General features: G+C 43.8%; 16 protein-coding genes and 3 tRNA genes. 10 read left to right on the forward strand and 9 right to left on the reverse strand.

Annotated elements, in window-relative coordinates; all coding sequences use genetic code 11:
• Positions 1-66 precede the first annotated feature (66 nt).
• A complete protein-coding gene (locus ENI34_09130) occupies positions 67-2,877 on the reverse strand; it encodes a CHAT domain-containing protein (protein HEC79283.1) in 2,811 nt (936 codons plus the stop codon).
• Complete coding sequence (locus ENI34_09135) at positions 2,874-3,830, reverse strand: hypothetical protein (protein HEC79284.1); 957 nt, start codon at positions 3,828-3,830, stop codon at positions 2,874-2,876. The genes ENI34_09130 and ENI34_09135 overlap by 4 nt, the downstream gene beginning before the upstream one ends.
• Positions 3,831-4,176: 346 nt before the next feature.
• On the opposite strand from ENI34_09135, the gene ENI34_09140 reads away from it, so the two are divergent.
• The 3 genes from ENI34_09140 to ENI34_09150 all read left to right on the forward strand — a co-directional run bounded on the left by ENI34_09140 (position 4,177) and on the right by ENI34_09150 (position 4,413).
• Positions 4,177-4,250 (forward strand) — tRNA-Arg (locus ENI34_09140).
• A 5-nt stretch (positions 4,251-4,255) separates the two neighbouring features.
• Positions 4,256-4,329, forward strand: a tRNA-Lys gene (locus tag ENI34_09145).
• Positions 4,330-4,340: 11 nt separating this feature from the next.
• Positions 4,341-4,413, forward strand: a tRNA-His gene (locus tag ENI34_09150).
• 37 nt (positions 4,414-4,450) lie between these two features.
• Here the strand turns inward: ENI34_09150 and ENI34_09155 are convergent.
• From ENI34_09155 to ENI34_09165, 3 genes are all read right to left on the reverse strand, one after another.
• Positions 4,451-5,614 (reverse strand): deoxyhypusine synthase, encoded by a 1,164-nt coding sequence (locus tag ENI34_09155; GenBank protein ID HEC79285.1) that lies wholly within the window; start codon positions 5,612-5,614, stop codon positions 4,451-4,453.
• A 39-nt stretch (positions 5,615-5,653) separates the two neighbouring features.
• A complete protein-coding gene (locus ENI34_09160; GenBank protein HEC79286.1) occupies positions 5,654-6,541 on the reverse strand; it encodes a DUF2330 domain-containing protein in 888 nt (295 codons plus the stop codon).
• 136 nt (positions 6,542-6,677) lie between these two features.
• Positions 6,678-7,124 (reverse strand): Hsp20/alpha crystallin family protein, encoded by a 447-nt coding sequence (locus tag ENI34_09165; GenBank protein ID HEC79287.1) that lies wholly within the window; start codon positions 7,122-7,124, stop codon positions 6,678-6,680.
• Between the two features lie 661 nt (positions 7,125-7,785).
• Here ENI34_09165 and ENI34_09170 point away from each other — a divergent pair.
• The 7 genes from ENI34_09170 to ENI34_09200 are packed head-to-tail and all read left to right on the forward strand — an operon-like array spanning position 7,786 to position 15,698.
• Entirely contained in the window at positions 7,786-8,775 is a 990-nt protein-coding gene (locus ENI34_09170) for a MoxR family ATPase (protein ID HEC79288.1), read from the forward strand.
• A 26-nt stretch (positions 8,776-8,801) separates the two neighbouring features.
• Positions 8,802-9,701 carry a DUF58 domain-containing protein gene (locus ENI34_09175; GenBank protein ID HEC79289.1) on the forward strand — a complete coding sequence of 300 codons (900 nt, stop codon included), beginning with the start codon at positions 8,802-8,804 and terminating at the stop codon, positions 9,699-9,701.
• Positions 9,702-9,703: 2 nt separating this feature from the next.
• Positions 9,704-10,585, forward strand: a complete 882-nt coding sequence (locus ENI34_09180; GenBank protein ID HEC79290.1) for a hypothetical protein — start codon at positions 9,704-9,706, stop codon at positions 10,583-10,585.
• On the forward strand, positions 10,582-11,559 hold the full coding sequence (locus ENI34_09185; GenBank protein HEC79291.1) for a VWA domain-containing protein: 978 nt from the start codon (positions 10,582-10,584) through the stop codon (positions 11,557-11,559). The genes ENI34_09180 and ENI34_09185 overlap by 4 nt, the downstream gene beginning before the upstream one ends.
• The gene (locus ENI34_09190) at positions 11,556-13,184 is read left to right on the forward strand and encodes a VWA domain-containing protein (protein ID HEC79292.1); all 1,629 of its coding nucleotides are present in this window, start codon (positions 11,556-11,558) and stop codon (positions 13,182-13,184) included. The genes ENI34_09185 and ENI34_09190 overlap by 4 nt, the downstream gene beginning before the upstream one ends.
• The gene (locus ENI34_09195; GenBank protein HEC79293.1) at positions 13,165-14,925 is read left to right on the forward strand and encodes a protein BatD; all 1,761 of its coding nucleotides are present in this window, start codon (positions 13,165-13,167) and stop codon (positions 14,923-14,925) included. The genes ENI34_09190 and ENI34_09195 overlap by 20 nt, the downstream gene beginning before the upstream one ends.
• 32 nt (positions 14,926-14,957) lie before the next feature.
• Complete coding sequence (locus ENI34_09200; GenBank protein HEC79294.1) at positions 14,958-15,698, forward strand: tetratricopeptide repeat protein; 741 nt, start codon at positions 14,958-14,960, stop codon at positions 15,696-15,698.
• A gap of 37 nt (positions 15,699-15,735) precedes the next feature.
• On the opposite strand, the gene ENI34_09205 is transcribed toward ENI34_09200, so the two are convergent.
• The 4 genes from ENI34_09205 to ENI34_09220 are packed head-to-tail and all read right to left on the reverse strand — an operon-like array spanning position 15,736 to position 21,022.
• On the reverse strand, positions 15,736-16,182 hold the full coding sequence (locus tag ENI34_09205) for an Hsp20/alpha crystallin family protein (GenBank protein HEC79295.1): 447 nt from the start codon (positions 16,180-16,182) through the stop codon (positions 15,736-15,738).
• 57 nt (positions 16,183-16,239) lie between these two features.
• Positions 16,240-17,217, reverse strand: coding sequence for a T9SS type A sorting domain-containing protein (locus tag ENI34_09210; GenBank protein HEC79296.1), 978 nt, complete (start codon positions 17,215-17,217; stop codon positions 16,240-16,242).
• A gap of 42 nt (positions 17,218-17,259) precedes the next feature.
• Positions 17,260-18,294 (reverse strand): PorV/PorQ family protein, encoded by a 1,035-nt coding sequence (locus ENI34_09215; protein ID HEC79297.1) that lies wholly within the window; start codon positions 18,292-18,294, stop codon positions 17,260-17,262.
• Between the two features lie 10 nt (positions 18,295-18,304).
• Complete coding sequence (locus ENI34_09220) at positions 18,305-21,022, reverse strand: T9SS type A sorting domain-containing protein (protein ID HEC79298.1); 2,718 nt, start codon at positions 21,020-21,022, stop codon at positions 18,305-18,307.
• Positions 21,023-21,027 lie beyond the last annotated feature (5 nt).

Raw genomic sequence — 21,027 nt, forward strand, 5'->3', positions numbered from 1 at the left:
TTATATCCCGGTAATCAAAGGTTGGATTGATGCTTATATATATAAAACAACCGTTCTTATTTGATATCATCGCCAATCCCCGATTACCACAAACGGTGCCCAGAAAAACGGGCGATCGAGAAACTCCTGTTTCTTCAACCACCGCTGGGCATTGCACAAAGCATTCGTCTTATCTGTATCTTTCAGATTTTGATAAAATCTCATCATCAGAAGGACAGTGGAAAGATCACTGACCTTCCAGAGCGAAGCGACCACGGATGAAGAGCCGGCATATATAAAGGCGCGGCTTAAACCGGTGAGTTCATCGCCCATCAAGCCGACTTCGGAAAAACCCCGTAATTGACCTGTTTCACATGCCGACAATGTAACAAGGTATGCATCGATTTCCAGATTGAAGATTTCCCGTACCTTCAGATAACCGTCGTTCTTTTCATCTTTGGAGAGGATAATACGCGATTCAAGAGCGGAATCACCCGGTGCAAGTTTTCCATGGGTCGCGAAATGGATGATGTCAAAATCCTTGAGAAATCGCTTTGCATTGGTTTCTGATGGTTGTGGTAATGAACTGTCGGCGTCGGAAAAGATTCTTAAATCAGGCAGCGCCTTCGTGGCGAGAATGGAATCCGTCTCCTCTTTTGTCCCCGGCAGAGAGAGATCAAACCACTCCGGGTGTTCGGAAAAATCCGCCTTGGCGAAAATAACCGCTTTCGCTTTCCGGCTTTTGTTCTTTCTCCGGGCGATTTCATATACAGAAGCCGACGGAGCGTAGAATATGTCGTATCTGTCAATCAAGAGCGACAAAGGGTCTTTTCCAATGACGATTGCGGCGAACGGAAGATGATGCAAAACACCGTAGGGGATAATGCATAACCTCTCTTTATTCTGGATTTCCGTCATCAACGGATTCAAGAGAAATGTATAGAACCATTCTGATAAAACCAGGAGTTCGTCATCAGTATAATTAACCCTGCGTTTGATTATCTTACGGTACTTATCAACCTTCTCGTAGATCCGTACCGCCGGAACGTCAATCTTTTTGACACTCAGGCTCGTACTCGTAACGACAAAAACATAAGCGTTCTTCACACCGATGAAGTACTCAACAATCGCGGTGGCGTCATCCAGTATTGACTGAAGTCGTTTTATTTCAATCGGTTTTACTGATTTCAGAGTAGTGTACTCCGGATACACCCGCTCCAGCTCATCTAAGACATTATTGTGTTCCATTATCACATCACGCTGTTCAAGGGTTCCCGCTAAAAATTCAATCTTTTTTTCGAGCATCTGTTCTTTCTTTATCAACGAAACAACCTCGGAATCCAGGCCTTCTTTACCGGTAAGTTCTGCACCGGCAAGCAGATCAAGAAAAGCCCGCGCCTTTGCCCGTTCTGCATAGTTGAAAGCCTCCTCTGCTTTTCCTTGCTGATAGTAGATGTTGATAAGCTCTTCGTAGACCCTTATCTTGTTATCAAGATATGCCGAGCGGAAATCCTGACCCGTGATCTTACCCCGTAAATCTTCAATGATCGCAACCGCGTCGGTCAAAGATTCTATCGCTTCATCAGGTACGCCGCTGCGGTGCTGGGCAAAACCAAGATTGGCAAGAAGAGACGCCTTCCAGTCTTCCCGTTTAATATTTTCGATCACCCTGTATGCTCTCTTGTAATCAGCCACGGCTTTTTTATAATCACCCTGGAGCACAAAGAGATTACCCAGATTGCTTAATACCTTGGCTGCACCCAGCCTGTCGTCAATATCTTGATAGAGTTTCAATGCCTTTTTATAATTCCCCTCTGCGGTTTTATATTCGCCTTTCTTCTCATATAAGACTCCAAGATTATTATAATAATGGGCTTCGCCCTGTTTATCCTTTATTAAATCATTTGCCAGATCATAATAGTATAAAGAAGAATCATAGTACGACTCATCTTCTGTCGCCAGCAGGGTATAAACAAAACCGATATTCTGGAAGGTCTCTCTCTTCCATGTGATATTCTTCATCTTTTCGAAGATATCACGGGCACGAAACAGAAATGTCAGGGCACTGTGATACTTTCCCATAGCAATGTAGAGTAAGGCGATATTATGGAGAAGCTCTCCTTCACCGAGGAGGAATTCTTTCCCGGCTTTAATGCTGTCGGCAAGATTCAACGCACACAGAAAATTTCTGTATGCCGCATCGTATTCACCCATCCTCCGCTGAACATTTCCGATCTCACGATATGCCTCATAAGCGCTTTTGTAATAACGGTGTTTTAAAGAGAGTGAACAGGAAGCGGAAAAATACTCCAGGGCGCTGTCACTGACCGCCTGCTGGACGAAAAGAGAACCGAGGAAATAACATCCGTCGATAATGCCTTTTTTATAATCAATGGATTTTGATCTCTCGACAGCCCGAAGCAGATAATCGCTTGCATCTTTGTATCGTCGCTTTGCCAAAAACAACCTTCCGAGCATCATCAGAACATTGCTCTCGTCTATCCGGTCTGAAATCGTCTTTTCCTTCACCCTGCCGATGGTCTTCAATGCATCATTAAAATACTTCTGCGCCCGGGATAACTCGCCCTGGTAAAAAGCGAGTGAGCCAAAATTCAAATAAATTTTTGCTTCACCGCTTAAGTATTTTTCTTTCTTAAAGATCTTCAGGGCTTCGGTATAATAATCGTCTGCAGCAGCCGGGTCACCGAAGCATAGCGCGATATTCCCGAGTCCTTTCAAACAAAGACCTCTGTCAATACCCTGGACAGTCTTCAACAGTTCAATATAGATGGTCTCAGCCTGAGCAAAATTTTCATTATAGAACAGGGAATCAGCAATGTCCAGCAATGAACCAACAGGTTCTTCTTTGGTAATCAGAAAGAATAACAAGAAGATCATTTTCCCCCGTTGAGCAAGGCTTCGTACTGCTCAAGATATCTGTTTCCAAGCCCGGTAAGTCCGTATCTGTTATAGAGAATTGAAAGTGAACGATAAAGAGTCGGATTATCAGGGTCCATCTCCAGAAGGGTTCTATACTCATTTATCGCATCACCTATCAATCCTTTTTCTTCATATATTTTGGCACTTAAAAAGTGGACGGTAAAAGGATCAGGACTTTGAGATTTGATATTGTTCAAAATATCATGAAGCTCGTTGATGACATCAGAAGATAAAACCTTGATGTGCCGTTCAGCCGTGCTGACTGTGTCATTATCCTTTATTGCCGCAATCTTCAAGAAATAAAATCCCGGTTTAAGTTCGGCTTCATCCTCAGGATAGGTCAGAATCGTATCAATAGTCGTTCTGCACCAGACAACATCACCCATCTTCATAAGTTGAACAATGTATGATTGAACATCTGGAAATTCCGACCAGACAATATCCGGTCTTCCCGTAAGTAATGTACTGTTCCCTGGTTTATAAACGACGATATTCAAAGTATCTTCTTCTCCCCTTACCAGAACCTTTAAACCGCTCTTTTCACCCTCGGCGTTGAATACAAATAAAGGCGATAATATCGATTTCGTCTCCTGGCCCAAGCCGGTTTCATCGGGAGCGCCCCGAACAACTGTATCTGCAGGTGAAACCTCAATTTTTATACTCTCCCCTTTGGTGAGGGAAAGAAGTTTACCGCTGTTGCAGTAAAGAATCGTGACCTGACCGTCGGTATCTGTTCTCAAACTGTCACCGGCGAAAAGCCCGTCTTCCAGGTGGGCGGGAATAAACTCTTTTTCACCGGCACGGTGAATCTTGACATCCCCTTTGACTGCCGTTATTACAGCAACCGCTTTAATCCCTTCCTCAACCTCATTCTGCAGGTATAATATCAAGCAGAACCAGAAAACCAGCATTCATCTCCTTTCAATAAATTATATGCACAGGAAGTACTATGTAAGTATAACTAATTTTAAATAATTGTCAATGATACCCTCATTTTTTTCCTCTAAAAAAGAAATTTTTGTGAAAATCGATGATTTAACTCCATTTGTTGTTGTTGACAATTATGAAAATTCTAATATAATAAATTAAAAATTAAATGGTATGAGGCCTCCACGAATGTTTTTGTCGCCGTTTACAAAAACTGAGTGGAGAATAGGGGGGAGAATCCCCCATCATTAAGGGGGGTTCAAAGGCTTCCGAAAGGAATTTTTCGGTGTTTAAAAATTCCGTCAGGGAAAAAGGGGGTGCTCCCCCTTTGCGCCTGTAGCTCAGTTGGATAGAGCAACGGATTTCTAATCCGTAGGTCGTGGGTTCGAATCCCTCCAGGCGTGTATCTGCCCCGCTAGCTCAATCTGGCAGAGCAACGGATTCTTAATCCGTGGGTTGCAGGTTCAAGTCCTGCGCGGGGTATATAGAATGTGGTGAGTGTAGCTCAACTGGCAGAGCATTGGACTGTGGTTCCAATGGTTGGGGGTTCAAGTCCCCTCACTCACCCTTTTTTTTCAATCGGGGGAAATGGTAAGCGGAGAAATCATCTGTTTTTCCGCCAGTATCTTCTTTCCAGTCGTTTCACCATCTCTTCACGTTTTGCGTAAAGACGGCGCAGAGGGCGCCTTTTGTGTTTTGCCAGCGCATAATGTACAAGCAACGGTAGAGCGACTGTCGCATCCAGATAACAGACTACGGCATCAGGCAGACGATTGGGATCGACCTTTCCCCAGGACACGGCTTCATGAGGAGTCGCGCCCGAAAGACCACCGGTGTCAGGACGGGCGTCTGTGATCTGGAGAAAATAATCATGCCCCACATCCGGAATATGAAGGATCTCCTGAATATGGGGTTCGGTCTGAAGCATAAAATTTTTGGGACTGCCGCCGCCGATGATCACCACTGCCGATTTGTTTTTAGAACTCTTCGCCGCATAAACAATTGCTGCGGTTTCATTGACATCAAGTGACGGAAGTATGCGTGTACTGAAATTACGAAGTCTGTTCTCTGCAAGGTGCATCCCCAGTGCGGAATCTCCGGGTGCGCTTGTATATACGGGGACCTTTGCCCGATATGCCGCTGCCAGGATTGATGAACCTTTGATATGATTCTTCTCTTCTTCACGCGCCGCATACTTCCCGAGCAGATAATGAAACTCGGCGCTGCCCATCTCTTTTTGGAACTCATCTTGACTCAATATCTCACGTAACCGCCTGTCTGTCTCAACCAGACAATCAGGATAACTGAGCAGAATATCATAAATTCTCACCACATTGTTTTTCTTCAAGTCTGTATCATCAATATGATGAGTCCCCCTGTGCAGTTTAAGATTGAATGCGAAGTGAAGATCATGAAACAGATTCGCTCCTGTCGACACAATCCAGTCGACGAATCCGGCATTGATCAAAGGAACAACAGCGGACTTCCCGAGGCCGGCGGGTGTAAGAGCACCGGACAAACTTAATCCAACATAAACTTTCGGCTCAAGCATCTTTTCCACATAAAGACGACAAGCCTCCTGAATCCGTGCTGCATTATACGCAAGGAACGTCTTATTGATAAGTTCAACAGCCCTTTCTTTACCGGTTATCGATTTCGGGAAGATTCTGGGACCTTTTAAATATCTATCTTTCAAACGCCTTTTTTTCTTAAGCCATTCAGGGCTGTAGTCATACCCTTTTTTATAAGGTATTCGTTTCTTCCTCATATCTCTTCAGTAAAAAAACCGCACAATACGAAGTTCTCCTTAATAAGCAATGAGGTCTTCATCAAAGGAGCTCAAAGACCCCTCCACCTGCCAGATCCGTAATTTCATTTCTTTTAATCTTCCCAGAAGGTTATACATATCTTCATTCAGTTCCTTCAACTCGATGTTTGATATGGTTATCGGATCATGTTTTAAATGAACCCGGTGGATCGGCAAATCGGGAAAATTTCTTAAAAGACGGGGAGTCAAAATCAAGAGATCAATTAAGGTATACCCCTCTCCTGTCTTTGTGATCTTCAGAGGGTAAAACAACGACTCACTTTTGAATTGATATTGGATCGGTTCATTTGTTACGAACTCTTCAGTAAGTGAAACAAGATCAAAGACGAACCAGATAAAGCCGTCGGCGATATATTCCTCAATCAACTCTTGCATCTCAGCGGAAATTATATTTTTTTCGACACCAAGTGACTTAAGATACTTCGCAACCCAATCAACGAACTTCGCACCGTTGATAAGACGGGTTACGGAAATGTCATGGGCTCCGATTTTTTTGTGGAATGTCACCTCACCGCCGGGAACGGCTTCCTTCGCACCTTCACCATTCCTCTTGCTCAAACCTGCTGATGAGGCGAGTTTACTGTTGATCAATGCAGTCGCCTTCTGGAATGTTTTGATATCTCCTTTCTTGACTGCAGGTTCAGCAGGTAAAGGAAGCACTTCCAGAAGGATGGTTGAATCGGATGCGTGAAGATCAGTGCTGAGCAGAAGAATTTCTTCTTCACCATTCCAGGCGATCATGGCTCTTTGATTCGGTTCGAAAATTTGAACATTGGGGTTAAGTGGAAGCAAACCACGGTCACTGTACCCGGGTGAGAGAAAACCAAGCGTGTAGACTGACGTCACGACAAGGATTATTTTTCTCATATCCCATTATATAGAGATAAAAATAAAAGTCAATCACTGAATTCCCGAATTTTTCAAGAAACAAAAAGCGGGATTGAACCGGACGACCGGTTCAATCCCGCTTCTCTTTTTCAGGTTTACGGGAGAAAGAATTTATTTACTTTACTTCAACTTCTATCTGCTTCGGTTTCGCCGACTCCGGCTTCGGTAGTGTGATGTTCAACACCCCGTCTTTATAAGTCGCTTTCACTTTATCTGGATCGACCTCAGAAGGTAACTCGATGCTTCGACAGAACTTACCGTAGTACCGTTCGATCCTGTGGAATGTTTTGTCCTTGGTCTCTTTTTCCTGTTTCCGCTCACCGGATACCGAAAGAATATTGTCCTTCACCGTCACCTTTATATCCTCTTTCTTCATACCGGGAAGTTCAGCCTTGACCTCGATATTTCCATTACTCTCTACGACATCCATCACAGGTGCCCAGAATTCTTCTTTTTCAATCGGCCCTCTACCGAAGAAATTTTCCAGAAGACGATCAAAGTCGTCTCTTAAACTCACTAAATCTCTGAACGGCTCCCATCTTATTAAATTTCTCTCTTTCATAGATACCACCTCCTTTTTGGTCTCTCTACCCTTTAGACACCCCGGCAGCGGAAAAGTTTAGTTCAACAATACTGACTTTTGCTGAAAAAAATAAAGATAGCAATAATCTGCTCTGGTGTGCCGAAGATGCTGATGCGTCGAACTTCCTTGCGATGGGTTATTGGTTCGGATTTAAATTATGATTGGAGAATAAAATAAAAAACAAAAGGGGGAGTTTACTCCCCCTTTTATTTTTTATAATACATTCTATCTCTTCTTTTTCTTGGTCTTTTTCTTGGTCTTTTTCTTGGTTTTCTTCTTAGTCGTCTTCTTCTTAGTCTTCTTCTTTGTTACTTTCTTCTTTGTTTTCTTTTTTGTTTTTTTCTTTGTTTTTCTTTTTGCAGGCATTCTAACCTCCATTTGTAAATGATTATAACCATAATTTTAATTTTGTCAAGACTTTTTTGCGGTGTAGTAATTGAATGCTACTGTTTTATTTGTATCATTCCGACGGTAAATCTCCTGTTCTTTACCAACATTCATTAATATATCTTTATTTTAAAATAAACCTTTACTTCTCTTCTTCTGTCTAAATAAAAAATAACCTTGCAATTTTCCGAATTTTATATTAAATTAACTGATCTGAAGGTTCTGTCCATAACAGGAGGTAATCATGGAAGGGATGAAGGACGAGATTAAAAAAATCCACGAGGAGATCGAAAAAGAAAGTATTATTGTGCAGACGATAACGAATGAAATCGGCAAGGCGATAGTCGGGCAGAAATATCTTATAAACAGGCTTCTGGTCGGTCTGCTTGCGGACGGGCATATTCTGATAGAAGGTGTACCAGGACTCGCAAAGACCTATGCCGTACGGACCCTGGCCAATGTAATAAAAACCGAATTCCATCGTATCCAGTTCACCCCTGACCTTCTTCCCGCCGATATCATCGGTACAATGGTATATAATCAAAGAACCAATGAATTCACGGTAAGTAAAGGCCCCATCTTTGCCAATCTAATACTCGCCGATGAAATAAACCGGACACCACCCAAGGTCCAGAGTGCGCTCCTCGAAGCAATGCAGGAACGGCAGGTCACGATCGGCGACAAAACCTTTAAACTGGATGATCCTTTTATGGTGTTTGCAACACAAAATCCTATAGAGCAGGAAGGAACATATCCACTCCCGGAAGCCCAGATAGATCGTTTTCTCTTGAAGATAAAAATTACATATCCCGATAAAAAAGAAGAGAAAGAAATAGTTGAACGGATAGCGGTCGCCGGAGAACCGAAAATCAAACCGGTCGTGGATCCAAAGACGATAATCAAAGCCCGGGAGTTGTGCAAAAAAATATATATCGACGATAAAATCAAGGACTATATCATCGACCTCGTATTCGCCACCCGAGAACCGAAATCTTTCGGCCTGGAGGAACTCTCCGGTTTAATACGCTACGGCGCATCACCACGCGCTTCAATCTATCTGACCAGTACGGCACGTGCCCTTGCGTTTCTGAAACGCCGTGGTTTTGTAATTCCCGAAGATATAAAAGAACTGGCACCGGATGTCCTGCGCCATCGAATCATTCTCACTTATGAAGCCGAAGCCGAAGAAGTCACGACCGATGACGTGATCCAGAAAATATTAAGCGGTGTTGAAGTGCCATAACTGCTACTTACTGAACGGAGACGCTGATGGCTTTACTGTCAGCTGAATTTCTGAAGAAGATAAGACGCATCGAGATCCGCACGAAGAAACTGGTCAACACGATGTTCGCCGGCGAGTATAAATCAACTTTTAAAGGAACCGGTATTGAGTTTCTTGATGTAAGGGAATATCTACCCGGCGACGATGTCAGAACCATCGACTGGAAAGTAACGGCGCGCATGGGAAAACCTTATGTAAAAAAATTCGCCGAGGATCGGGAATTGACGGTGATCCTCTGTGTCGATGCATCCGGGTCAGGCCGCTTCAGCACGCGCAATCAATTCAAGCTCGAACAAGCCGCGGAGATAGCCGCAACCCTCGCCTTCTCCGCTGTCAGGAATAATGATAAAGTCGGGCTTCTCTTTTTCACTGAACAACCGGAAAAATACATCCCGCCGCGTAAAGGAAGATTCCATGTCCTGCGTCTTATTCGGGATATCTTATATTTTACTCCCCGGCACAAAGGAACGAATCCGATACTCGCCCTTGAATTTCTCATGCACATCCTCAAACACCGCGCGATCATCTTTTTTATAAGTGATTTCATCGGTGATGCCTTCTCGGTCGATGACCTGCGTATCCCCCTTGGAGTCGTGGCGAGACGCCATGATTTTGTGGTGATAACGATAAATGATCCGATGGAACATCTCCTTCCGAAAATGGGAATCGTTGATTTGGAAGATACTGAAACCGGTGAAATAATGACAATCAATACTTCCTCGACGTCACTGCGCAATGACTACCGGGCGCATCGTATGATGGAACAGGAAAAAAGACAACGGCTTCTGAAATCACTCGGCATCGATTCGATCGAGCTTCTCACATCCGAAGACTTCACTCCGAAACTCCATAAATTCTTTCAGGAACGCGCCAGGAGATACAGATAACCATGCTGTTGCTTATTGTGTTGTTGTCACAGATCGAGATTCACGCCAAGCTCGATAAACACTTCATCAATAAAAAGCTTACGGTCGGAGAGCCGTTCCAGATAATTCTGACATTAAAATATCCTCACGACCTGGACGTCTCGACTTTCTTCGTGGATTCACTTGAGCCCTTTGTGATTATCGATCAAAAGAATAAGATGGTGCGGGAAAAAGGTTATGTCTCAAATGTATATACAATCAAAGCAGCCGCTTTTAAGACCGGTGAGCTGGAAATTCCACCATTCAAATTTCTATACCGCCATCATGACGGTATAGATACTTTAAAGAGCAACACCATTCCCATAAGAATTGAAAGTGTCATGCCCGCGGACATGAAAGATATAAACGATATCAAAAAAGCAATAGAATTCCCCAACTATCTACCATTGATAATCGCTGCGGTAGTCATCATCGGTGCTCTCCTTGCGTATTTTGCTTATAAATTTTTAAAGAGGTTGAAAAAAGAACGCATAATGAGTCGGCCCTTACCCCCTCCCTGGGTGGAGGCGCTTGCCGCGATTGAAAACATTCCTGTCGTGGAGTGGCTGGAAAAAGGTTTGATCAAAAAATATTATTATACACTTTCCGAAATTTTAAAACGCTATCTTGAACGCCGTTTTGAATTCAACGCCGCCGAGCAGACGACCACCGAAATAATAAATAATTTGAAGCTCCAGAAAGTTCCATCTTATGACGGTTTTAGGAATTTCTTCACCCAGGCCGATCTGGTGAAGTACGCAAAATTCACGCCCTCATCGGATGAGATGGAAAAAGCCGTTGATGTCGCAAAAGAACTTATTGATAAAACAAAACCTCAGACAGAAGAAAGGGAGACGAACAAATGAGATTTGCAGAACCGTGGTATCTTCTTCTTTTGCTATTGATTATTCCATTAATCTATCTCGAAACAAAGAAGAAAAGAGCCGCCGTCAGATTCTCGGACATATCCTTTTTCAAAAACACTGCAAAATACAACCGGATTCTCCATTATCTTCCCATCAGCCTTAATATAGTTGTATTGGTTCTCATAACAATCGGACTTGCACGTCCCCAGAAAGGCAGGGTATTTGAAGAGATTGAAACAAAAGGAGTTGATATTATACTCTGTCTGGATATCTCCACGTCAATGAAGGCGGAAGATTTCAAACCGAAGAACCGCCTCTTCGTGGCGAAAGAAAAGGCGAAAGAGTTTATCAATAAACGACGGGGCGATCGAATAGGGCTCGTCGTATTCGCCGCCGACGCACTCACTCAATGTCCATTAACCTTTGACCATAAGATTCTGAACGAACTCATTGACTATGTCGATTTCGGAATTCTTGAAGACGGCACGGCAATCGGAATGGGTTTGGCGACCGCTGTAGCACGCCTGAAAGATTCCCGGGCAAAAGAGAAAATGATTATACTCCTTACTGATGGAGTAAACAACACGGGCGAGGTTGATCCGACGAGTGCCGCGAAGATAGCTCAGGCGTATAATATCAAAGTATACTGCATCGGTGTCGGTACCAAAGGAAAAGTTCCGTATCCGGTTGACCATCCGATATTCGGACGTCAGTACGCACAGGTGGAGATTGATTTCAATATGGAAACATTAAATGAAATCGCAGCCGCCACCGGAGGACGGGCGTTTCTCGCTTCGGACGCCGAAGCGCTGGGGGTAATCTATGACGAAATTGATAAGATGGAGCCGACCACGTTCAAAACAACAAAACACACGGTCTATTCGGAAAAAGCCGGTTGTTTCCTCCTTCCGTCTGTGATAATTTTGATTGTGAATTTTCTCCTCAACATCACAATCTTCAGGAGGTTACCGTGATAAAATGGGCTGAGCCTCACTATCTTTCTTTATTGCTGTTAATCCCGCTTTTCATCATCGGAATCATCATTTATATGATGCGTAAAAAGAAAACCTTATCAAAATTCGCCGATGACCATATTATACCGAGAATCACCGATACATTAAATAAAAAACTTCAGGTTTCAAAATATATTTTATTGATTCTGGCATTTGCTTTCCTGGTCATAAGCCTGGCACGGCCTAAATGGGGGGAAAAATTACAAATCTACAAAGGAAAGGGAATCGACGTCGTCATCGCACTTGATGCGTCAAAGAGTATGCTTGCTCAGGACATCAAACCGGACAGATTGACCAGGGCGAAAACCGAAATCATCTCCCTGCTCGACAATCTCACCACAGACCGTGTCGGGATAACCGCATTTGCGGGTGAATGTTATATTATGTGTCCACTAACGACAGACATTGAAGCTGCAAAACTGTTTTTAAATGTAATCTCTCCCGAAGTGATACCTAAACCGGGTACTGATCTCGAAAAGGCGATTTCAGTTTCATGCTCGCTCTTCAACCCTGACGAAGAAACGCATAAAGCACTGATCCTCTTTACCGACGGTGACAATCTGGTGGGTGATCCGATGTCTGCCGTTGAAAAAATAAAAGATCAGGGAGTAAGACTTTTTACAATCGGTGTCGGAACAATCGAAGGCTCACCGGTTCCGGAAATAGATGAACAGGGTAATTTCAGTTCTTACAAGAAAGACAAGGATGATAAAATCGTTATGTCCCGATTGGCGGAAAGGCTTCTTATAATTCTTGCAAAGGCAACCGACGGCAGGTATTTCAGAACTGAGGGAGTCTATATAGATAGATTGGTCGGTGAACTTGACAAAATAAAGAAGAAGGAGATCGGCGGGGGTGAGTATGTGGAATATGAGGAACGTTATCAATATTTCCTTACCATCGCATTCATCTTTCTCTTTCTCAATATCTTTCTCACGGATCGCAGAGGCAGGTGGTTTGAAAGGCTGTTCTTACTTTTTCTGTTTTCTTGCGGTTTGAATTTTGCATATGCCGATGTGGGAGCGAATATGCGGAAAGGAAATCACCTCTGTCGTAAAGGCAAATATGAAGATGCATTACAACAATATCAAAAGGCACTGGTTCAGGAACCGGATAATCCGAAGATCCATTATAATATGGCGCGGGCATTGTATAAAACCGAAAAGTATGATGAAGCAATCAGTGAATTCGAATTAGGACTGCTTATGAAAGATGAAAAGTTCAAAGCAAACAGCTTCTATAATATCGGCAACTGCCAGTTCAGAAAGGGACAGCTCGATGCCGCAATCAACGCCTACAAAACAGCCCTCCTTTTAAATCCAGACGATATGGAAGCTAAACAGAACCTCGAATTCTGCATCAAATTGAAAGAATCCCTCAAGAACCAGCCGCAGAGTGATTCTCTCCAGCAGCAGCAACAACAACGGCAACAAAATCAACCGCAACCTCAGCCGCAGAAAAAGAAAGGTGAAATCAATAAAGAAGAAGCTGAACGGATTCTACAGGCCCTAAAAGATAAAGAAAAAGAGAATCTGAAAAAGTCAAAACAGAAAAGAAAGAAAGAAAATGTGGCGAAAGATTGGTAGACTATTCATCTTAACACAGATAATCTTATTTGCCGAAGAACTGAATTTCACTGCGTCAGTCAACCGAACCGAAGTGGGGCTTGATGAAGCCGTGGTTCTGACGGTCTCGGTCGAGGGAAATAATATCGATAAAATTCCTTCACCCCAATTACCTGATCTTCCGGACTTCGACATCGGCGGTACTTCATCTTCACAATCAACCAGCATTCAAATAATCAACGGGAAATTCACCAAACAACAGTTAATCAACTTCATCTACACTCTATATCCGAAAAAAATCGGTGAACTGACGATTGGAATTTGTAAATTGGAATTTCAGGGAAAAACATACACCACCCAACCGATAAAAATAACCGTGATAAAAGGAAAAACAAAACCAGCCCGGCCTCCGTCAGCAGGGCCGGCCCCTTCAGAGCCACGGGTTCCCATCAGTGAAAATTTGAAACTGCTGGCGAGTGTCAATCGTAAAACCATCTATCTCGGAGAACAGGTCAATGTCGAATTCAGCCTCTACAATCGATTGAATTTGAGCAATCTTAATCTCACAGAAACGCCGTCGTTCAGCGGTTTTTGGGTGGAGCCGATCTTTGATGCAAAAAAGATAAATTTCCAAAAGAAGAGCATCAACGGGAAATTATATGAAGTGTGTCTTTTGAAAAAAGCGGCCCTCTTTCCGATGACGACCGGCAAATTGAAAATCGGTCCGATGAAAATGGACGCGGAAATAGTACAACCTCCCCGTGACTTCTTCGATTTTTTCGGCAGGGCAAAAGTAGTGCAACTCGAATCTGAGCCACTCTATATCACGGTCAAGCCTTTACCGGAAACCGGCAAGCCTGAAGAATTCACCGGCGGTGTCGGTCGATTCTCGATGTCAGCGACACTCGACAGAACAACTTCTGAAGCGGCTGAACCGATCACCCTGACCATCAAAATCAAGGGAACGGGCAATATCAGGTTGATCGAAAAACCGAAAATTCCTCCAATTTCAGGAGTTAAAGTTCTCGACCCGGAAACAAAAGACAATGTCAAGATCGTAAATAACCGGGTAAAGGGCTACAAGGAGTTCCGCTATCCTCTTATTCCCCAGGTTGACGGCGAACATCTTATTCCATCGATAAAGATCGCTTATTTCGACCCACGGGACAAAAAATATCACACGATAAAGACCGAACAGCTGACATTCACCGCCACCCGCACCACTGCCGCCGCCGAAGCGGTGCGAGCGGGCGGTCTTAAAATACTGGGCAGTGACATCAATTACATCAAATCCGACAGGCTGCGTCTGACCGCGCAAAAATATTCTGCAGATTGGTGGGTGCTTCTAATGTATTTTGCATCGTTGATAATCGTCGGGTTATCCCTGATCTACCGTCGTCATCAAGCAAAACTGCTCACTGACCGCGCTTATGCAAGAAAATTACGTGCCAATAAAGAAGTGAGAAGAAAGATAAAGGAAGCGGAACGTTGTTTGGCGAAACAGGAAATCCAAAAGTTTTACGGACTTTTATCGAAGATCCTTATCGGTTATATCGGCGACCGCTTCAATCTTGACACCCGGATGCTCACCAGAGAGCAGTTGACAGAGGAACTGATCAAACGAAATGTAAAAGAAGAACTCGTGAAAAGAATATCTACTGTTATCGAACGATGTGAAACAGTACGTTTTTCACCAGGCGGAGAATATGATGAACCGATGGATATGCTGCAGCGAATAAAGGAGATTATCCGTGAATTATAATTATTCGGACAGAAGATATCCGGGAGAGTAAAATGGTTTCAATATTGATTATTCTGACGGCTCTGAATTCAAACATAACTGCGGCTGATTTATATAACGAAGGCAACAGAGCCTATGAAAAAGGAGATTACAAAACCGCTGTTGAAAAATATGAAGAAGCCGCCTTGAGGATCAGAAATTCTGATCTTTACTACAATTTGGGAAACAGTTATTTTAAAGCGGGAAATATAGGAAAGGCAATCGTCAACTACCGAAGGGCATATTTCCTCAATCCCCGGGATGGTGATATAAAACATAACTTGGCGTTTGTAAGAAGATATCGTGTGGATAAAATCAACATCATTGAAAGTCCGATAACAAAATTTTTCTCGGCGCTCTTCCACTTTCTGACCATAACTGAAGCGCAAAATCTGGCGGCGTTCTCATTTTTCCTCACCGCTGTTCTGGTTTCACTCTTTCTGATTATGAGAAAAAAAATCTACGGCTATGCAGCGATGGTCACTGTGATATCATTTTTCTTCTTTTTAATCAACTGGCAGATCTGGCGCCGTGAATCGATTTCCTCCGATGCAGTGGTGGTCGTACCGGAAGTCACGGCTTTCAGCGGACCCGGTGATGAATACAAAGAAATTCTTGTAATCCACGACGGTGCTGAAGTGAAAATCCGGGAGATAAGAAACAATTACGCCCTGGTCCAGCTGCCCGGTGGTATCGGCGGCTGGGTCGACCTCAACGGTTTCGAAAAAATCTTCCCCCTCCCCACCTCCGATTAAACTTTTGATTCTGAATTTTTCAGTTGTTCACCTTGAATTATTTAATCTCTACATCAATCTGTCTCGGTTTTTCCTCTTCGAGTTTGGGCAATGTGATGTTCAACACCCCGTCTTTATAAGTGGCTTTGATCTTGTTTGAATCAACGGTCGACGGTAAAGAAATCGTCCTGCTGAATTTGCCGTATGAGCGTTCGATCCTGTGGAATGTTTTGTCCTTGGTCTCTTTTTCCTGTTTCCGCTCACCGGAAATCGAAAGGACATTATCACGCACCGTCACCTTTATATCCTCTTTCTTCATACCGGGAAGTTCGGCTTTGACAATGTAGTTTTCATTATCTTCCTCAATGTCAATCACCGGTGACCAAAAACCTTCTTTCTCCTCAGGAAAACCGCTGAAGAAACTTTTGAAAAACCGATCCATATCCGCCCTCAAATTCAGCATATCCCGAAAAGGTTCCCATTTATCCAGAAATTTATCCGCCATAGCCGCCTCCTTCTATATTTTTGACATCGGAATCCCAAAAAAGTTAAACGCCTCTTCTTACGGCAGTTTGATGATTTTGTCCGCAATCCTCCTGTTTGCGTTCATAAGAAAATAGACACCCGGCGCCAGGATCCTATCTCTGTTATCTCTTCCATTCCAGGTATAGACAGAGGTCGAACCGTTAACTTTATATGTCGGCGGCAGAACTTTCACCACCCTTCCGGTCATATCAAAGATCTTCAGGTCTTCGTCATCTCCAACTATATCCCCGGTGTATTGAATCGTTATTTCAGCGATATCCGTAAAGGGATTCGGTTGAATCGTAAAACAACCGTTTACGCCCCCTTCCATATTTTCCATAACAGCGGATTCTTCAGCCCGCACGATGATGTTGTCACATTTTGTCGAAGCGGTGTCAGCCATATTGAATACATAAATCCCAAAATACCCATGACTTACACTGTCATTTACAATCGGACACTCCGGAAGCAACTGATCATCATAATAAGCCCAGATCGAATCGGCTATCACCGTAAGTTTAAACTTATGCCACGAAGATGTCGCAGGAACACCTCCCGGAATTTCAGAATCAAACCAGTCTTTCAAAACAACCGGCATACCACCAGAACCGATCAATCCCAACCTCAACCGTCCGTCTGCATCAAAATCCGATACAAAACGGTAATAATAACGGGTAGTGGGGTTCATCCTGATTGCAATTCCGTTATAGGGCCCAACGACACTACTAACCGTGGTATAAATCCAGGCTTCGACCGAGTAATCGGTCAAGTTTGGAACTCCTGAATAGGTTAAACCCGCCATCCCCATATACTCATTTGATATACGTCCTGCCCAGAAATCTCCTCCGGGTGTGGTGGAATCCGCAATCACTCCCATACTGTCTCCGATACCGAGGCTGTCCGTAAACCAAGGATGCCAGTCAAGTTGCATATTACCGTCTGTAAAATACTCTTCATAAAGCACCTGACTGAAAAGTAGACCACCTACCAGGATAAAACCTATTATTCTTTTCATAAATACCTCCTTTTCTTCACCTTCTCGACCCTTTGTAAATATTTAAAATCCTATTGTCACGGATATCCTGTGAGTCGAGTCAAGGATGTCCATGTCAACATAAGCATAATCAACAGAAATGTCCCGGGAGCCGATCTTCATCTTCATACCGGCTCCAGCCGTAAACTTCTGGGTATCATAGTTCACTTTATACCCGCCGCGCAGAAAGAACATGTCAAAAAAGCCGTACTCGCATCCCACCTGAATCTTTTCTTCTCCGTCATTCGGATGAATTCCATCCACCGAGACATCTAAATGGTGCTCATCACTCGTGAAAAAACCCTCCTCTTTATCAATGAGATTCAAGGCAAGACCCAACTTGAACGCCATCGGTAAAGGAAAAGATTCTGTGGTAAGTCGGGCTTCAACATCAGGATTTCCATTGTAATCGGGCCAGGGGTCGGTCTGAACCACCAGATCATTGCCTGACAGCTGCATCCTGCCGCCGTAATTAACCAAACACATCCCCAATTTCATTCCCTTAAACGGAGTTTTCAGAATTGTTCCGACATCCAGAGCGCCTGTCGAGGCGGTTTCATTATGAAGGGTCTGTTGAATATATTTACCTGATAACCCGAGTGAAAGCTGGTTTGACAGAAACAGAGAAACGGTAAATCCGAGCAATCCGTCGATATAATCGCAGGAAAGTCCTGTTCCCTCCGGTTCTTCAATCGTCGTCATCTCAAAGCTCGTTGAAAGAAATGAACCCCAAAGTCCGAAATTGATTCTGGATGTCGGCAGAATAAAAGTAGCATAATCATAATTAAGATCAGCAAACCATTTGGTATGGCCTCCCAGGATATAAACCTTCTTCAATGCTGCTATTCCTGCGGGATTATAGTATATGCCAGAGGGATCGTCCGCCAGAGCGACAAAAGCTCCGCCTCTACCCACAGGCCTTGCACCGAATTCGATCTTCAAGAACGGTGCGGCGGTTGTGCCCACCTTATTGAAACCGTAGCCTGCAGCGGCGGTGATCAACAAAATGACATTCATCCATAAACTTCCGACTCTTCTCATCTGTGTAAAAAATCTCATAAATCTCTCCCTATTTTACGATTATAAACTTACCCTTTGCTTTTGTCTGTTCGTCTGTTTTCACCACGAAGATGTATAGTCCATAAGCGACTTCAAGCCCGTATTTTGTCCGGAGATCCCAGAATTCATAACTGAGATTATTGTTGTGGTTGATTGTGGTTATATGCTCGCCGGCGATATTGTAAATCTGAATTTCACATTCTTCCGGCAGGTTTGTAAACATAATCCGTCGATCATAAGGGGTATTTTCAAATCTTGAGTGAAGAATATAAGGATTGGGAACGACCTTTACTGAGTTAAGATCAACAGCATCCGAGTTGATGGACGACGGAACCACTGTGAATTGATACTTTATCTTGGAAGAAAACGGTTTGTAAGTGATAATCGTGAACTCATCGCCTTCTGACGGAGCGATCGCGGTAGCGGGACCGTTTTGGGTCGCGAAATAAACAGCCTCTCCTTTATTATTCCAGCATCCGATTTGATCGACAAACCCATAGCTTACGCCAGTAGGATTAGAATTATAGCCTGCTCCGCCCGGAATAAGATCCCAGCCTTCTGGTCCGAAAAGGGGATTACCGGGGTAAGCATAAGCATAATCCACAAGCCAGGTCGAATCACTGACATCAATTGGATTAAGGGTATCAGTAATATCATATACCCTGATCGGAATTTGGATCGGCGAGTAATTACCGCCAAAACCATCATCAATCCGGACTGTAGCAGGGTTGTTGTGATCTACGACAATCCGAAAATCGGCATTGCCACTGATGTAAGTATAGATCGGACCCATAGAGCCGACATAACCGGTCCACCAGGTGAAAGTACAGGTATCACCGCTCACTTTTGTCCAACCCAGGGATTTCACACCACTCTCAGTATTCAAGAGAGTCAATCTGAAACCATTCACCACCGGGATATTATCCAGTGATGAATCCGATAATTCCTGTTCTGAAAATATTGTTTCTTGAGCGGTCACGTCAAAGAGATTAAATGTTGTGGAATCCACCCAGGCCGTATCGACAAAAAGGGAATCATTGAAAGTTATCTCATAGGTATGGCCGAGAATCTCTGAGGGATTCAAAATAGTAACAACTGCAAGCCCTTCACACGGACCTCCGATAGGTTCAAGTGTATCACCATTCTGGATATAGGCAGGGTTATAACCGGCTGGAGCGGCAGCAGGGATGACTGATACGATATTCGCCGCTTCGGGTCTTCCTCTGGGATTTTCATAGGAGGGTTCAAGTGAATCAGGATTTTGATTACCCTTGTCATAAGCCGCAACACAATACCAATATTCAATGCCGTTATACACGGTGCTGTCAATAAAAGTATGCTGCAAGCCTGTTTCATTTCCCAGTGACTGATAGGGGAATGCCGGGTCGGTCCCGTAGATTGAGTCGATTAAATCAAATTGAGCAATGGGAACATAACCGACGACCTCTCCTTTTTCATTGGTTATCTCCTTGCCCCACGTCTTTCCCTGGTCATCACTTCGGTATATTTTATAACCCTCGAAATCATGTTTACCGCTTATGATATCGACTGATGACTCGGAAGGCTGTGGATTCCAGTAAAGAGTAACCCTTTGGTCCCCCGGAATTCCGTAAACTGTAGGTGGAGAAGGAGGCCCGCTTCCCTGAAAATAATTATCCGCCATAATCAAGGCTCTATTCAGATTATCGAATAAATCAGAAGAATCGCTGCCGCAGATCACGACAATCGTAAACTGCAGTGTATCACCCGGCGCTATTGTTTTAGGCCCAGACGACACAATATAATTATAGGCGCTTGTTGAATCCGGCGGCAATGATTGCACGAACGAAGGATCATCGATATGAATATCATCGCCGTGGAAATAGAGTGAAGAATCGATATTCGGATCAGAAGGGTCGGAGATTATTATCGGGTAAAGTCTGTAATCGTCACTCGGTTCATCCTGTTTTCGATAATAATGGAAGTCCGTGATTTCCTGATTAAGAAATCCCACACCGATCATTCCAAGTGACTGCCATGGTTCCTGAGGGACACCGTCTGCGTCCCAGTAATAAACAAACGTCACCACGGAATCGCGATATAATCCGATGTAATCATGCATATCATAATCACAACGGAAATTACCGCGAAATCCTAAATAGAGATCATTGAGGGGAGTATTGCGGGTGTTATAGATCTTAAAATCATAAAATATGAAATCCTGGGCGTAAATTCTGCCGTAGGAATAACCGGATTGGTTTACCTGGATACCGAAGACATCCTGATCATTAAAAATACAGAACAAATCCTGATCAGAAGTAAACTCTCCCTCAACCTCCTCACCGGTCTCAAGATCGCGTCGGTATGGTCCTGGCCAGAAACTTCCGCTGCCGGTTTCAGGCCAGGTATCGACATTGTCAGAGGTCGCGAAAATAGGTGTGCCGTCGGGAGTCGTTACATCGCCCGAGTATAAAGAACCATTTGAGCCCTCAAGCGGCGCCCATTCCGGAGCGGCAAGATCAAGGAACGACTCGATAACCGTATCGTTGCGCGCCGCAAGAAATCCCAATCCCGGACAATATTGATGCTGAAACGGCGCTGAGTTAGGCCAATGGAATGCCGGAGTAAAGTAGTGTAGATTCGCAATAAGACCGAAATTAGAGGTTACATTGGACAATTCCCCTTTGTCGGAAACACCGACTGCTTTGTCGGCTTCAGGATATAACAATAAAAATATGATAAAAATCATTTTGA

This window comes from candidate division WOR-3 bacterium (assembly GCA_011052815.1).
Taxonomy (GTDB): domain Bacteria; phylum Hydrothermota; class Tepidihabitantia; order SM23-42; family SM23-42; genus DRIG01.